At 40.7% G+C, this 16,647-nt stretch carries 13 protein-coding genes; 5 read left to right on the top strand and 8 right to left on the bottom strand.

What is annotated here, in order from left to right:
- Positions 1-147 precede the first annotated feature (147 nt).
- Both D0466_RS21710 and D0466_RS21705 read left to right on the top strand, forming a co-directional pair.
- A complete protein-coding gene (locus tag D0466_RS21710) occupies positions 148-1,122 on the top strand; it encodes a carbohydrate kinase family protein (protein WP_117324582.1) in 975 nt (324 codons plus the stop codon).
- 15 nt (positions 1,123-1,137) lie between these two features.
- Entirely contained in the window at positions 1,138-2,829 is a 1,692-nt protein-coding gene (locus D0466_RS21705; RefSeq protein ID WP_117324581.1) for a glycoside hydrolase family 13 protein, read from the top strand.
- A gap of 363 nt (positions 2,830-3,192) precedes the next feature.
- On the opposite strand, the gene D0466_RS21700 is transcribed toward D0466_RS21705, so the two are convergent.
- Positions 3,193-4,407 (bottom strand): threonine synthase, encoded by a 1,215-nt coding sequence (locus tag D0466_RS21700; RefSeq protein ID WP_117324580.1) that lies wholly within the window; start codon positions 4,405-4,407, stop codon positions 3,193-3,195.
- 332 nt (positions 4,408-4,739) lie between these two features.
- Positions 4,740-4,904, bottom strand: coding sequence for a hypothetical protein (locus D0466_RS22660; RefSeq protein WP_199484615.1), 165 nt, complete (start codon positions 4,902-4,904; stop codon positions 4,740-4,742).
- A gap of 543 nt (positions 4,905-5,447) precedes the next feature.
- On the opposite strand from D0466_RS22660, the gene D0466_RS21695 reads away from it, so the two are divergent.
- Positions 5,448-6,425 (top strand): SDR family oxidoreductase, encoded by a 978-nt coding sequence (locus D0466_RS21695; RefSeq protein ID WP_117324607.1) that lies wholly within the window; start codon positions 5,448-5,450, stop codon positions 6,423-6,425.
- Positions 6,426-6,735: 310 nt separating this feature from the next.
- On the opposite strand, the gene D0466_RS21690 is transcribed toward D0466_RS21695, so the two are convergent.
- From D0466_RS21690 to D0466_RS21675, 4 genes are all read right to left on the bottom strand, one after another.
- Positions 6,736-7,068 (bottom strand): Dps family protein, encoded by a 333-nt coding sequence (locus D0466_RS21690; RefSeq protein ID WP_117324579.1) that lies wholly within the window; start codon positions 7,066-7,068, stop codon positions 6,736-6,738.
- Positions 7,069-7,232: 164 nt separating this feature from the next.
- Positions 7,233-8,465: a peptidase T gene (pepT, locus tag D0466_RS21685; RefSeq protein WP_117324578.1), complete on the bottom strand. Its 1,233-nt coding sequence runs from the start codon at positions 8,463-8,465 to the stop codon at positions 7,233-7,235.
- A gap of 36 nt (positions 8,466-8,501) precedes the next feature.
- A complete protein-coding gene (locus tag D0466_RS21680) occupies positions 8,502-10,130 on the bottom strand; it encodes an ATP-binding protein (RefSeq protein ID WP_233522794.1) in 1,629 nt (542 codons plus the stop codon).
- Positions 10,131-10,339: 209 nt separating this feature from the next.
- Complete coding sequence (locus D0466_RS21675) at positions 10,340-10,492, bottom strand: hypothetical protein (RefSeq protein WP_407675662.1); 153 nt, start codon at positions 10,490-10,492, stop codon at positions 10,340-10,342.
- Between the two features lie 191 nt (positions 10,493-10,683).
- Here D0466_RS21675 and D0466_RS21670 point away from each other — a divergent pair, with 191 nt between their 5' ends.
- Together D0466_RS21670 and D0466_RS21665 are read left to right on the top strand one after the other, a co-directional pair.
- On the top strand, positions 10,684-12,081 hold the full coding sequence (locus D0466_RS21670) for a M20/M25/M40 family metallo-hydrolase (RefSeq protein ID WP_117324576.1): 1,398 nt from the start codon (positions 10,684-10,686) through the stop codon (positions 12,079-12,081).
- A 92-nt stretch (positions 12,082-12,173) separates the two neighbouring features.
- Positions 12,174-12,557 carry a YkvA family protein gene (locus D0466_RS21665; RefSeq protein WP_117324575.1) on the top strand — a complete coding sequence of 128 codons (384 nt, stop codon included), beginning with the start codon at positions 12,174-12,176 and terminating at the stop codon, positions 12,555-12,557.
- 255 nt (positions 12,558-12,812) lie between these two features.
- On the opposite strand, the gene D0466_RS21660 is transcribed toward D0466_RS21665, so the two are convergent.
- Positions 12,813-13,268 carry a YfmQ family protein gene (locus tag D0466_RS21660; protein ID WP_117324574.1) on the bottom strand — a complete coding sequence of 152 codons (456 nt, stop codon included), beginning with the start codon at positions 13,266-13,268 and terminating at the stop codon, positions 12,813-12,815.
- A 1,036-nt stretch (positions 13,269-14,304) separates the two neighbouring features.
- A complete protein-coding gene (locus D0466_RS21650; protein ID WP_407675664.1) occupies positions 14,305-16,482 on the bottom strand; it encodes a hybrid sensor histidine kinase/response regulator in 2,178 nt (725 codons plus the stop codon).
- Between the last annotated feature and the right edge of the window lie 165 nt (positions 16,483-16,647).

Here is a 16,647-nt window from a genome sequence, read left to right as displayed (position 1 = left end):
TCAGTCCCCCGGCACTGTGCCGCGCTGAAGTGTGATAATTCCCAATTATTGTGCTTATATCCCAAACATCTGAACAAATCCCAGATTATATCGGGGTCTAATACAAAAACGCACGTATTTTTAGATTCATATTGGAGGCGGAATAGAATGGGAAGGCTTTATTCAATAGGGGAAGTGTTGATCGATTTTATCCCTCTTCAAAAGGGCAAGGCGCTTAAGGATGTCACAACGTTTGAACGTGCTCCCGGCGGGGCCCCGGCGAATGTAGCAGCCGCAGTGGCTATATTTGGTGGGGCGTCCTCCATGGTCACGAAATTGGGCAATGACGCCTTTGGTGATTTCCTTATAGAAACACTGGAAAAAGCGGGTGTTCAAACCGAACAAGTTTTACGGACAAACGAAGCGAATACTGCGCTTGCTTTTGTCTCATTACGAGAGGATGGCGAAAGGGATTTCTCCTTTTACCGCAAGCCCTCAGCCGATCTCCTGCTGACCGCGAGTGAGATTAAAGAAGATTGGTTTGGGGAAGGGGATATTTTACATTTCGGGTCGGTTGATTTGGTTGAGAGCCCGATGAAGCATGCCCATATAAAAGCGATCCAGCAAGCAAAATCAAAGGGTAGTTTGATCAGTTTTGACCCCAATGTCCGGCTTCCGCTTTGGGATAGTGCTGAGGATTGCAGGCGAACCATTCTTGAATTTGTGCCGAAAGCCCATATTGTTAAAATTTCAGATGAAGAATTGCCGTTCATTACAAACATGACGAACCAGGAGGAAGCCATCCAGTCCTTGTTTACAGGTGAGGTAAAGGCAATCATCTATACAAAAGGCGCCCACGGTGCGGACTTATATTTAAAAACAAATAAATATGAATCCAAAGGCTATAGTGTGGAGGTGCAGGACACCACGGGAGCCGGAGATGCATTCATCGGCGGATTTCTATTCAAGCTCTTAAGCAAGCAAGCCACTCAAGCTACCCTTGAAGAGATTTGCCATGCACACCATCAAGAATTCCTGGCATTTTCGAATGCAAGCGGCGCCCTCACAGCCACCGGTAAAGGTGCAATCAGTTCCATTCCTACTTTAGAGCAAATTACGCAGCTATTAGAAAAAGCAAAATAAGAAGGAGAATTCTCTGTGTCTCAAAATAAAAAATGGTGGAAAGAAAGTGTGGTATATCAAATTTATCCCAGGAGTTTTATGGATAGCAACGGGGATGGAATCGGTGATATACCGGGAATAATTTCCAAGATTGACTATCTGAATAAGCTCGGGGTCGATGTGGTCTGGCTTTCACCAGTTTACCAATCTCCGAACGATGATAATGGATATGATATCAGCGATTACCAGGAAATCATGGGAGAATTCGGCACCATGGAAGATTGGGACCGTCTTCTTGATGAAATGCATAAAAGAGGGATCAAACTGGTCATGGACCTGGTGGTGAACCATAGCTCCGATGAACATGCCTGGTTTATGGAAGCCAGAAAATCTAAAGATAATACATACAGAGATTATTATATTTGGCGTCCGGGTACACGGGACTTGCCTCCTACAGACTGGGTTGGCTCTTTTGGGGGATCCGCTTGGGAATACAGCCCGGAAACAGAAGAGTATTATCTTCACATGTTTTCGAAAAAACAGCCTGATCTCAATTGGGAAAACCCTTCACTCCGGAACGACATCTATTCCATGATGAAATTCTGGCTGGATAAAGGAATTGACGGTTTCCGCATGGATGTGATCAATATGATTTCCAAAAAGGAATTCCTTCCAACCTACGAAGAGTACAAGGAAGGAAATCCAACTCCCCTGCCTTATCAGTTTAATGGGGCAAGCGTACACGACTATCTGCAGGAAATGAATCGTGAAGTGTTATCAAAATACGATATCATGACAGTAGGCGAGTGCCCAAAGGTCACGCCGGATCAAGCTGAGCTTTATACTGCAGAAGAACGAAACGAACTTAATATGGTCTTCCAATTTGAACATATGAGCCTTGATAAACAAAAAGGCAAACAAAAATGGGACCTGAAGCCGCTAGACCTGGAGGACCTGAAACAGAACCTGTCGAAGTGGCAAAAACAGCTGGAAAACCGCGGATGGAATAGTCTGTATTGGAACAACCACGATCAGCCCCGCATTGTTTCCCGTTTCGGGAATGAAGGGAAATACCGGGTTGAATCTGCCAAGATGCTAGCAACGTTGCTTCATTTTATGAAGGGCACTCCTTATATTTATCAAGGAGAGGAAATTGGAATGACCAACGTCCGGTTCCCGGGCATTGAGGATTATCAGGATATTGAATCGGAAAATATGTATCAGGAAAGGGTTCATGAACTTGGTTACGATGCTGAGGAAGTAATGGAATCGATCTACGCCAAAGGGCGCGATAATGCGAGGACACCTATGCAGTGGGATGTTTCGGAACACGCAGGTTTCACAAAAGGAACTCCATGGCTGAAGGTCAACCCGAATTATCCGGAGATCAATGTTGAAAGTGACTTAGAAAACAAGCACTCCATTTTTTATCATTATAAGAAACTGATCGAACTTCGTAAAAAGCATGAAATCATAGTGTACGGAAGATACGATTTAATTCTTGAAACCCATGACTCCATTTTTGCTTATACAAGGCAGTTAGGGGATGAAATGCTTCTTGTGATCAATAATTTTTATGAAAAAGAAACCGAGTTTGAATTGCCTTCTTCTATCCAATTCAGATCAGGGGAGCTTTTGATCAGCAACTATGAAGATCATATTGTGTCAGATCTTTCTAATTTCACCCTCCGGCCATATGAATCAGTGGTTTATCAATTGAAAAAATAAAAGAAACCCCCATAGAGATGAAATTCTATGGGGGCTTATTGTTCAGTTTTATGATTGGAATGTGGAAGATTCATGTAAAATGAATCTCCTCACTGTACAATCTAGCCTAAGCCTATAAAGATTTTAACCAAATTTTAGGGCTAAATGAACCAAAATAGATGGCAAGCCGGCCGATATTCCATAATTCAACCAAAGTACAACATGATTCGACTAACAACGCTGACCAACAATAATTCAGCCAAATTCGGTGGAAATCCAGCTGGCATTCTATAATTCAATCAAAGCTCACCATAACTCGACCAACACCGGAGATTATCCGGCCAAATCCAAAAAAAATCAGCCAAACGCAATGCTGGTCTGCTTTTATAAAATAATAGCCTCGCCTTTTTCCAGGACCGCTGACTCAACTTCAAACGATTCAGGATATTTGATTCCCTGCCCGGTATTCAAGCATACTACCGTTTCATTTGGCTTGATCCAGTTATTTTCCCTTAAGATTTTAGCCGCTGCAAAGGTTGCTGCTCCTTCAGGGCAGATAAAGTTTCCTTCCAGGCTGGCTACTTCCTGCTGGCTGTTTTTGATGCTTTCTTCGGACACGGAAATCGCACAACCCCCGGTTTCCCGGATAGCCTGCAACACAAGGAAATCCCCAATAGCTTTTGGAACATTGATGCCGAATGCGTTTGTTTCTGAATTCTCCCAGAACTCCGATTCCATCTTGCCTTCTTCCCATGCTTTTACAATTGGGGCACAGCCTTCTGCCTGTACAGCAACAAGGCGTGGCAGTTTCTCTTCATTTATCCAGCCTAGTTCTTTCAGTTCAAGCAGGGCTTTGTAAATGCCGATAATTCCTACTCCGCCTCCGGTAGGGTAAAGGATGACATCTGGAAGCTTCCAGTCCATTTGTTCGGCAATTTCGTAGCCCATTGTTTTTTTGCCTTCAATCCTGTATGGTTCTTTCAGGGTGGAGACATCGTAAAACCCTTTTTCTTTGACTAGATGCGCAACCACTTTTCCAGCATCGCTTATCAATCCATTAATTAAATATAAATGTGAGCCGGAAATATGCACCTCGACCCGGGTAATCGCCGGGGCTTCTTTTGGCATGACGATGAAGGACTCGATTCCTGCTTTTGCTGAATAAAGGGACCAAGCGCCGCCTGCATTACCATTTGTAGGCATGGCAAGAGTTTTCACACCCAGCTCTTTTGCTTTGGAAACTCCCACAGCAGCTCCGCGTGCCTTAAAGGAACCTGTAGGAATGATTCCCTCGTCCTTAATGTATAAGTCATCAATTCCATACTTGGCCCCGATTTTTGGAACTGTGACCAAAGGAGTGTAACCTTCCCCAAGAGTTATGACATTTTCAATGGTATGTACAGGCAGCAATTCATGGTATCTCCATAGGCTTTTTTCCCTGCGCTGTAAATCTTCCCTTTTGATGTTTGTTTTGACCTCATCTAACCGGTATTTTGCCAATAGAGGCGAACCACATTGACAAAGCTGCTGAACTTCTTCTGCCGAATATATTGAAGAACATTTTGGGCATTCGAGATGAGAAAGATAACTATATTTCACGCAAAAACACTCCTCAGGTAAAATGTACTTGTGTTCAGAATCCCTATAGATTTATTTATTGGAATTTATAAAAAATTCTAAAAATGTTGCCTGTTCTACTATAAATAGCAGTCAATCATTCTGTCAAATATGGTCTATTCAACAGAACTTTAATATCGTTGCATAGATCTTTTTCACTCTTTGAAACATTGGACCGAAAAAATGGCCGTTTACAGTAAAGAAAAAAGAAAATAAATTAGCTTTTGAAAATAAAGCCTGTATTCATGATTCTAATCAAAAATACAGGCTTTTTCTTTTATACGTATTGTTATGACGACCCGATTTTATAAAAATTAGATAATAGGGTAGTTGAAACCATACCGCGGGTTGGTGTAATAAGGCGGTCTCCAACCTATTTCCGACATTGGCCAGGAATGATTGATATAATCCATCCTTACTTTTTGATCTGAATGGTTGACCAGCAATAGTTTTACTTCAGGACTAAACTCGAATCTCAAAGGGCTGCCTCCTTAACATTTTTTCTTACGTTTTACCTTATTCATACTAAATGGATATGGAGCAAGTACCACTTGCCTAAAACGGGTCATGAACCTAACCCTAAATCGATAGATAGAGGGATTTACTTTATTGGGAAACAGGCACTTCGGTCGGTCGCCCAACATACGTTAAACAGAAAGTTTATAACCAGGAGGTTTCCCATGAGTCAAGAAAATCAAGATCGCGATATGCCTCAAATGGATCAAATGCAAGATATCGATTCCATGGATCAAATGGATTCCATGGACCAAATGGGTATGATGGATCAAATGCCGGAAATGAACCAATCGCATATGTACCAACCGCAAATGTATCAGATGCAACCAGCCAATCAGATGCCGCAGTATCACATGCCTCAAATGAAACAAGCCAATCAGATGCCACAATATGTTATGCCGCAAATGGGCCAGCATGCAGGTAATGTGATGGGTCAATATCAAGACGGAGATATGATGGGTCAATATCAAAAAGGTAACGTGATGGGCCAGCATGAAGCTAATGTGATGGGCCAGATGGATCAAATGAAGTTGCGGCAGATCCAACAGCTGCAACAAGCATTTGACGCAAAAAAAGTGGAACATCCCTACCCGATGTATCCCAACTATGGAAAAATAACCCGATATGAGGAAATCCCATTAAATTTACCTGAACAACGCCAGCTTTTTCATCCTGGTGTGGAAGGGTTAATGGTGCCCCGCCCGATTATTGAAAATCCAAATTATAAAGGAAGCGGTAAGTTAAGAGGAAAAGTTGCGCTGATTACAGGCGGTGACAGCGGAATTGGGGCGGCGACGGCCATTGCGTTTGCCAAAGAAGGCGCGGACGTTGCCATCGCTTATTTAAATGAACATGAGGATGCAAACCGGACCAGAATGAGGATTGAACAACTTGGCCGGCGTTGTATATTGATGCCTGGTGACTTGCGGGAAAAACGGCAGTGTGTTGCGATTGTAGAGCAAACCGTAAGGACGTTTGGCCGTCTTGATATCCTTTGTAACCATGTAGGGATCCAGTTCCAGCAGAAGAGCTTGACTGACATTACGGACCAGCAATTCGATGACACCTTTAAGGTGAATATTTATTCCCACTTCTACACCACAAGGGCAGCGCTTCCATATATGAAGCCGGGAAGTTCTATTATTGGCACTACTTCTGTTGTGACATATGTCGGTGAGAAACAAATGATTGATTACACGGCTACCAAAGGTGCTATCGTAGGCTGGACACGCGCCCTTGCGAATAATGTCGTCAATCAAGGTATCCGTGTCAACGCAGTAGCGCCGGGTCGGATCTGGACGCCGCTTATCGCTGCGAGCTTCTCATCAGACCAAGTGGCGGTATACGGAGCCTTTAATCCTATGAAGCGTGTGGCCCATCCATTTGAATTAGCTCCAACATATGTATATTTGGCATCCGATGATTCACGCTTTGTCACCGGCCAAGTCCTGCACGTGGACGGTGGAGAATCTACGCATTCATAAAAAGGAAGCGAACATTTCCTAAATCTAGACATAATGAAACCGATTTCCAATAAATGTGGGGGAAGTCGGATTTTTATTGGTATGAACAATAAAGAAACCGCTCTGCTAAGGAGCGGTCTTTTCAAATGGAATATTCTGGGGCGCTCTCACGCATTCTTTCTAAGTATGCTGTGAAGAACCAGACATGTTTCTCCAGGAAACCCAATGAATCTCCAAGAAGAGTGATTGTATATTCATCTGTCGTTTCTCTTACAAACTCGTCTACTTCACGTAAATAGCGTGCTGTTGCCGCAAAGTCTTTGGCGACAGCCTAAGCAATGGTGGATGTATTATAAGGCGCACTGGGCGCTTCGTCCAGTGTGGCATAACGAATGAATTCCTGCATGGAGGCCAGCGGGTAAAACCCCAACATCTTTATCCGTTCAGCATATAAATCGGTTTCAAGTGCAACATGTTCATAAATCTTTTGTAATACCTCATGAAAATCAAAGAAATCGACACCCACCACATTCCAATGAAAATTGCGTATTTTCGCTGAAACTACATGAAGATTGGCCACATATACATTAAGGGCATCAGAAAGCCTTCTTGCATAATTCGGATCCAAACCTGTCAAAGCAGCACGAATTTCATGATGAGACACATGATCATCCCCTTTGAATTAAATTCAAAGCAATATATGCACTAAACAGGTTAGTCTATTCCGGAGGTCAGTCTACCGTTGCGTTACCACTTTACCGTATTGGGGGTCAGTCCCCCAATGCGGTACCGCTTTACAGTGTTGGGGGACTGACCCCAGTGAATTAATTAGCCCTTTTCTTCAAATAACCGGGCTATCTCAATGATGACGCTGGTTGCCTTTACCATGTTGTTTACTGAAATATATTCGAATTTGCCGTGGAAGTTTTCACCGCCCGTGAAAATATTTGGAGTAGGAAGCCCCATATAGGAGAGCTGCGATCCGTCCGTGCCGCCCCTGATCGGTTTAATGATTGGCCTGATGCCCAAGTTCTCCATCGCTTGGTGGGCAATGTCGACAATTTCCTTCACTGGTTCAATTTTTTCTTTCATATTATAATATTGGTCTTTCATTTCGAGGAGGAGGCTGTCTTTTCCGTAAACTTCCCTAAGCTGATTAACAATGTTTTCGATAGTGGCTTTTCTATCATTGAAAGCGGCCCTGTCAAAGTCACGGATGATGTAATGGAGTTTCGTTTGTTCCACATCGCCATTTATGCTTAGTAGATGGTAAAAACCTTCATATCCTTCTGTGAATTCAGGTGCATCTTGTTCAGGGAGCCTCCTTTGCAGTTCCATTGCGATTTTGGCGGAATTCACCATTTTGCCTTTTGCTGTACCAGGGTGAACGTTGGTTCCTTTGATCGTAATTTTTGCCGAAGCCGCGTTAAAGCTCTCATACTCAAGCTCCCCAAGCGGCCCGCCGTCCACTGTGTATGCGAATTGGGCATGGAAGGCCGCTACGTCAAATTTATGCGGGCCTCTTCCAATTTCCTCATCAGGTGTAAAGGCGACCCTGATTTTTCCATGACTGATTTCAGGGTGTTTAATCAAATAATGCATCGCAGTCATGATTTCAGCAATGCCGGCTTTGTTGTCCGCCCCGAGCAGAGTAGTGCCGTCTGTTGTGATTAAGGTGTGCCCTTTGTAGTTGGAAAGCTCCGGAAATTCTTTCGGTGAAAGAACGATTTGCAAAGCTTCATTTAACACGATCTCATGGCCGTCATAGCTTTCTACGATTTGCGGGTTGACGTTCGTTCCGGTAAAATCTGTGGCTGTATCGACATGGGCAAGAAATCCAATTGTCGGCACATCCTTATTCGTGTTCGCAGGCAAGGTAGCCATCACGTATCCATTTTCATCAATTGTAACTTCTTCCATACCGATCGCCTTTAATTCATCAACCAGCATGCGGGCAAGTGTCAGCTGTCCAGGCGTTGAAGGGCAGCTCCCGCTTTCTTCATTTGATTGTGTATCTACTTTGACATAAGAGGTAAATCGGTCAATGATTTCGTTTTTCATATCCACATCTCCTTACATTTAGTATCAAACCGGCCCTTAACTGACCGGTAAAGCAATCTTTATTTCCGTACCGTTATCGACTTCACTTTTGATTGAAATTTTCCCGCGATGGGCTTCAATGATCCTGTAGCTAACGGTCAGTCCAAGCCCTGTACCTTTTTCTTTGGATGAATAAAAAGGTTCGCCCAAATGTTTTATCCGGTTTTTCTCAATGCCGCATCCATCATCTTTTACGGTGATTGTCATCCAATCCTTTTCTGCCTGTAAGTCAATATGTATCTTCTTTGACGATGCCTCGATGGAGTTCTTGATGATATTAATGAAAACTTGCTTTAATTGATTGGCCTCACAAGATATCGAAGGAAGCTTATGTTTCACATCGAATATCATGTGTGTACCATACAGGTTCGCCTGTGGTTCCAGAAGGGACTTAACATCTGTCATTAAATGGACCAGGTTATACTCTTCAAATTTCATTTGCTGGGGCTTCGCCAGGACCAGCAGTTCACTTACGATTTGGTTGATCCGGTCCAATTCATTTAACATGATGGAATAGTAATGCTGGTATTGGCTTTCACCATCTTTAAGCAATTGAACAAATCCTTTTAGGGATGTCAGTGGATTCCTGACCTCATGGGCAACACTTGCCGCTAGTTCCCCGACGACGGAAAGCTTTTCGGTTTTCCGAAGCCGTTCCTCTGTTTCCCGGATGTGGGTCACATCCTTTGCATAACTGATGATCCCTGTCAGCCTATCATCAATTAGAATTGGAACGAATGTGCAAGAAAAAATAGCAATTCTGTCCATGATACAGAACCTGATATCACCGGTGTTCATTCCGGTTTTATGCTTTTTAACGTAAGCGAATGCTTGCATCAGTTTGTTCTTCTCTTCTTCGAAAGGGAAGATAAAATCATTTATGGAAGCACCTATTACTTTATTATGGGACAAGCCGACAATAGATTCAAATTGTGGATTCACATCAGTGAGGATACCATTTAAATCCATCATATATACAGGATCAGGGTTATAATCAAATAATGATTTATACTGCTGCCTGTTTTTTGATAATTTTTTCTCGGCATTGATCCGCTCGGTAATATCCCTCCCCATCACTACGAGGCTTTTTCGTGAGCCATCTTGATGGAACAAAGGTACTTTAATCGTATCAAACGTTTTAAAATCGCCGCTTGGCAGTGGGATCATTTCTTCACACCTGGTGACTACTTTCGCTTTCCAGGCTTCTTCATCGGAAATTTCACAGTATTTAAGTACATCTTTGTAAAAACTGGAATATTCCGCAAGATCCGAATCCTTTTTCCCTTTATAATCAACGCCTTTCAATTCGAAGAGATTCAATCCAAAATCATTGGCTTCAATCCATTTTCCTTCCCCATCTTTAAAATTCACGAAATCCACCATCGAATTGATCAACGTATGGAGGCGCCGTTCCTCTTCCTTCAATTCTATGTATTTTTCATTTTTTGATAAGAAGAAATAAAGCAGAAACCCGGTGAGAAGGATAAAAAATAGCCCCTTTGCCTTTTGGATCATCATAAACACATCTTTGTCAGCTATGTATTTATCAATAATAAAATCTGTAGCAAACACCCAGAAAACGCCAAAAAGTATATATAAAAGCAAACCCTTTCGTTTAGACATCATAATGTTTCTCCTTCACCATCTTTTCTCTGGTAAGACAATGTAAAAAGCTGAAACTCTCAAAATTATATTATATCAGAGCCGGAGCTATTAAATATATGGAAAGTAAAAACTTCAAAAAGGAATCAAAAAACCCTTCAATTCAGACATCCTGCTAGGAAGGGGTTGACAGTTACTTGCACCAGTTTCCCAAATTGACACGTTTGTTTATGTCATAACTTAAGCGGCGCATCGACGATCATGACCACAAATTCTCCGGCTGCGGTCGTTAACCATGTAAGCCAGAACGGCAACCTAAATGCGAGGTGAAGTTCCCGGGCAATCATGGACATGGTGAAGGTGAAGACAAGGGCTTCGACCAACATGCGTGCCCATTTTCTGCATAAAAAATTTCAATCTCTGCCTTTTATCCTGGGCCATTCAACCTGAAATTCAGGTTTTTTAATAGAAATAGAGTATTGTAACTACCAATATTTGGTTGTATTCTACCTGTTGTATAAATTCTGAATATAATAAAATCTTTAGTTGAATCTAGTAAATTCCAAGGAGGAATTCTATGAAAAAGCCATTTATTTCAATAGTGCTCGCTTCAACATTTGCATTCGGGGCCGTCGGGACTCATGCCGTTTTTGCAAAACCGGCTGAAGTAAGCCAGAAACAGTCTGTCCATCCACAGGATAGGAAAGTCATTAATAAAATCAATGTCTACAACATTTATAATACAATAGAATATCTATCAAAAACGCCGCGGGTTGCAGGTACGGAGTCTGAATATAATGCTGTGCAATATATTAAGAAACAATTTGAATCTTATGGATATAAAACGGAAGTTCAGGAATTCACGTTTGAGGCATATACACCTCCGAGCATGATTGAGCTGAGGGTTCAGGGTTATGAGGGAGAACTTCATCCAACATCATTCACTTACTCTAAAAACGGCAATGGTACAGGTGAACTGGTGAATGCCGGTTTAGGCACAAAAGGGGCACTTGAAAATGTGGATCTATCCGGGAAAATCGCCCTTATCCAGCGCGGCGAAATCACTTTTGCTGAAAAAGTATTAAATGCAGCTGAAAAAGGGGCGGCAGGCGTTATTATTTATAACAATGCAGAAGGCGAACTGAACGGCACTCTTGGGGAGAATAATGAAAAATATGTTCCAGCTGTCGCATTAACAAAGGCTGAAGGCGAAGGCCTTGCCGCCAAAGTAAACAGTGGCGGACCTGTAACTGCGACCATAAACATTCAGGGAGCCGAAGTAGGGAATAAAACTTCTCATAACGTAATCGCAACCAAAAAACCGACAAATAAAAAGAAAGCAAATAATGACATAATTGTTTTAGGCTCTCACCATGATTCTGTGGAGGCGGCTCCCGGCGCTAATGATGATGCATCCGGAACGGCAATGACGCTTGAGCTTGCCCGGGTGTTTAAGGAACTGCCTACAGATACGGAAATCCGCTTCATCACGTTTGGGGCTGAGGAAGTAGGGCTTCTTGGATCAGAGCATTATGTCCAGAATCTTTCTGATGATGAAATCTCCCGGACCATCGCTAACTTTAACCTGGATATGGTCGGAAGCAAGGATGCGGGTGACCTCGTGTTAATGACTCACGATGGACAGCCTAACCTTGTAACAGAGCTTGCCCAGGCGTCCAGTACCCGACTGAACGGATCGCCGACTCCATATGCAGAAGGTGGCCGAAGTGACCATGTCCCATTTGGGGAAGCAGGGATCCCGGCAGCGTTATTTATCCATGATCCTGCAGAGCCATGGTATCATACTCCAGAGGATACAATCGATAAAATCAGCAAAGAAAAACTGCAGGATGTCGCTGAAATCGTCGGGACAGCCATGTATGACACTGCCCGTTTCGATAATCAAGGGCCAAAGCCGAAAAAACAAAAACAACCAAAAGCGAAACATTTATACTATGAACAAGATCTAAAATAAAAAAAGGGTCAGTCCCCCACCGCTTTAAAGCGAGGGGGGACTGACCTCCTTTTTTGCTATAATGTATGAAAAGCAATTGATGGGAGAACGAAATGATCAGTAAAATCAAGGCTTGGGCAAGGAATCTAAAGAAACAGTTATATATCCTTTATTTTGCCTATAAAGATGGCAGGGTTCCCTGGTATACAAAGTTATTTACGGCTTGTGTTGTAGCTTATGCATTTAGTCCAGTTGACTTAATTCCTGATTTTATTCCCGTTCTGGGCTATGTGGACGATATCATTATTGTGCCGCTTGGAATCATGATTGCATTACGATTAATACCAGAAAATGTAATCAGGGACTGTTCAGAAAAAGCATCAGAGCTCATGAAAAATGGGAAGCCGAAAAATTGGATAGCTGGTTCTATCATTATATTGATTTGGTTCCTTATTTTAGTTGGGACAGTATTTGCACTTCGCACTTTTATTAAATAGGAAGCAATCCAAATATACGAGCAATTTCAAGAAAACAGAAAAAAGAGGTCTGGAAAATCATAAGCCGTTCTCTTTTGGTGTACCCGCAGTTATAAAAACACATATAAAAGCAGAGTAATTCGCACACGAATTCGCTCTGCTTTTTTATTGGTTGATTTTTAGGGATTTAAGGGGTTTATATACTAATAGCATTATATATGGCACACCAAAAAGATAAAACTAAAGCTTTGTAATAAAGGAAGACCATCTAATATCTTAGACGGTCTTCGCACTAAATCCCTTAGTTGATATAGTAATTGTTTGTAGATAATCAGATCTAAGACTGTAAGAAACAACTTTCTTTTTGCACTGCTTAACTACATCAACGTGATCATCGTAACTATAAACAAAGATATCTACATCTTTTTTTCTTCCTTTTACCTTGATGACATATGGAATAACATTAGTCTCTGGATGTAGAAATAATTTTTCATTGCCTGGAAATATATAATATTTTTTTAAAAATATAGCTTCATTAAAATAGTCAGTAAATCTAATTTTTTCTTCCTCTTCTAAATGCGTTCCGTTATATGATACAGTGATATCTTTTGAATTAAGTTGTGCATGAAGTGCAAATTTACTTGAAATCCATGCCACAACTGCACTTGGTGGATTCATTGAAAATTTAATAATACATCCAATCGCTATCGAAATAGCAACAATCCATGTCATAATATATCAACCCCGTAAGTAATAATATCTGGTTACTAATTTAGCTGTTTAAGCATTAATATTTAGATTAAGATTATCACAAATTATATTAAAAAGAAATGGATAGGCATGGATATTTATGATTCCCGACCCTAGGCAGGATTGGTGTAATTCCAAAGCCGACAGTATAGTCTGGATGGGAGAAGAAGAAGGTTGTGCAAACTGCGTGGCTGGTTGAAATTGTTGGGAATTGGATGCTTTGTTAAATTTTAAAAAACCTAAAGACGAAGTTTAGCCCAATTCAACGAACCCTGCCCTATAGTTCAATAAGCACTACCGCTTATATAAGTTGCTCTGAAAATAAACTTAAGCACCCGTAGACAACCATGAACAAGACCTTCACCAGAGAGGATGTAAGAATTACGTTCCTATATGGTTAGTTAAACAAGTACTTTTTTTTAGCTATTTTAAATGCAATAACCTGTGGAATTATGTTTATTAAACTGACTAAAACTAATAATTGAGAAGCTGTTAATGGCTTGAAATAGCCACTCCATTGTTCGTTTCCTGCCAGATTATTAAGAAAATAACAGGAGGCTATTCCAGATATTACATTTCCGATGATTAGAGGAATGGAGTTACAAAAGAATTTGCTAAAGCTAGCAAGAAGCGAGGTAGCTACGATCATCAGTAAATAGCCAATCATTGTGTGGTTCGCATAGTCTTGGTACATAGAGTAATAAGCAAATGGAAAACTGTATAAACAGATAATTAAGATGCTAATAACTTTTTTCTCAATCTGAATACCACCCACATTATATGTAATTTTACACTAATTTTAACACATCCCACCATTAAAACCGATTTCCTTATTACATTCTTATGTAACTAACTTGCTCCGGTAGTTCAATAATTCACCATATAATAAGGCTAGAAGCAGTAGATTTCAGTATTCAAATCCACTGCTTCTATACTTGTTTATATTTGCTATTTCCTATGCGCGGTACTCCAAAAGAGAATGGCTTAGGAAAATCAGACCCCTTTTTTTCCCCTTTTCTTAAGAGTGTAACTTTTTTAAAAGATTTAGCAATTTGTTAATATCAATAGGTTTTGTCACGTAATCTGTAAATCCTTTTTGTGTTGTTTTCTTAATATCGTAAGGCATAGCGTTTGCACTTAAAGCAATAATGGGTACACCTGCTATTTTTTTATTATTTTTCAGTGAATCAAATACTTCATCACCATTCATATCAGGAAGATTGAGATCCAGTAAGATTATATCTGTTTTTTGCTCGCTTGCTATTTTTAATCCTTCCCGGCCGGAACGCCCTACTATTAATGAAAAGGAAGGATCGGATGCTAATACGCGATCCAGTAAGAGAATGTTGGATTCATTGTCCTCAATATATAAGATTTGTTTATGGGCAGAGTTAGTGAGTTCAGATTTTGTATTTTTTACAGGGGCCCTCTCAGTATCGAAATCACCCTGGGGCTTAATATTTAATTCAAACCAGAAATCACTTCCTTTTCCCACAACGCTTGACACACCAACATTGCCACCCATTAACCCTGTCAGTTGCTTCACCAGTGACAACCCGATTCCTGCTCCTTGTTCTCCGGTTCCATCAATTCTATGAAAAGGTTGAAATATATTTTCAAATTCTTCATGAGGAATCCCAATGCCGGTATCTGTAATGTGAACAACAAGTTTATCAGATAAGGTTTGCATAGATACTGACACTTCGCCATCAGTCCGATTGTATTTGATAGCATTTGTCAAAAGGTTGAAAATTACTTGTTTCAATCGAATCGGGTCTGCTTGAACAAAAACTTTGCTGCACTCATCCATTTTTTTACGTAGTGTTATATTTTTACTCATTGCTAATGGATGAAAACTTTTTATGCATTCATTAAGCACGCTATTAAAATCAATAATATCCAGTTTCAGCTTAAATTTTCCTGAATCAATTCTGGATAAATCAAGAACATCGTCAATTAGGTGCAGGAGATGTCTTCCGCCACTTATTATTTCTTGGATGAAATCCGCTTGTTCTTCGGTCAAGGATGCATCCATTTCCAACAATTGTGCAAATCCGAGTACCCCATTAAGCGGAGTGCGCAGTTCATGGCTCATTTTTGCAAGAAAATCGGATTTTGCCATATTTGCCCTTTCTGCTTCTTCTTTAGCGGTGGTAAGGGCTGTTTCCATTTTCTTTCTTTCTGTTATATCTATGAATTGAAATATATTGCCGCTAAATTTATCCTGCATATTAAAAGGAATATAACTAGTTTGAAAAGTATGTCCGTTGCCGGTTTCGATTTCCTTTGTGATTTTCTCTCTATCTTTGATTGGAAGACTTTCAAACTCAATCCTGGTTGTATTCGTTTTTTCTTTCCACAGCTTATAAAACTGTTTAGCATAGTTGCCAATATAAAAATCTATTTCTTTCTCGAGACCAAGCATACGGTGTATTTTTTTGTTGATTAACGTAATCTTCCCCTGATGGTCTGTAGCGACTACACCACTTTCCAAATTATCAAGAAGTGTTTTCTGGAATGCATAGGATTCCCTCAATTCCATTTCCTGTTCTTTCTCCGTAGTAATTTCAAAAAATGAAACAAGCGCAGTCATTTCACCAGTGATGTTCAAAGGGTTTGAATTCAACCTGAACCATCTCTGTTTTCCATTTAGCCGAATTGAGGCAATCACATTGAGAACCGGCTTTCCGGTTTTAATGGTGACGACTCCCGGCCAATCTGAATATTCCAACATGGAACCGTCTTCCGTAAAAAAGGTTATACCAAATTTTGCAGCCGTTGCTTCATCAAGCAATCCGGATTTAAGCCCTGTTAATTTTTCTACATTATCATTTAATATGGTTATTTTTCTATTATTATCCAATATTAAGATTGCCTCGGTCATGTTCGTTACAACAGAACGGTACATGATTTCCCTTTGCCTGATTTCTTCCTCCTGGATCTTTTTGTCCGATATATTGATGGAAGTTGCAATAAGCTCCACTACTTTTCCTTGTTCAAACATGGGCCTAATGGTGGTTAAATAATACACGCCATTAAGGAAGGTTTCATATTGAAGGAATTCTCCCGCCCATGCCTTCTCGAAAAAATGTGTTTTAGTTTTTGCTATATCTTCCGGATAAAAGTCGTAAACCTCTTTTCCTATCACATCGTTCGGTGTCAATCCAACTCTATATAGCAATTCTCCTTCACACATTGTATGGATAAAAGAATCCCCGACTTTTTTAACTTTGAAAATCATTCCGGTATTGTTTAGGTCTAATTGTGAAATGTAACGGGAATAAGGCATATTCCGCTCCTCATGCAGTAATTTAGTTATGAAGTAATAAGCAAATGGAACTATAACTCTTTAAATTATAAT

Source organism: Peribacillus glennii (assembly GCF_003429105.1).
GTDB classification, from domain to species: Bacteria; Bacillota; Bacilli; order Bacillales; family DSM-1321; genus Peribacillus; species Peribacillus glennii.
The sequence above is the reverse complement of the archived record's forward strand: the minus strand, read 5'-3'. Positions and strand labels throughout refer to the sequence as shown.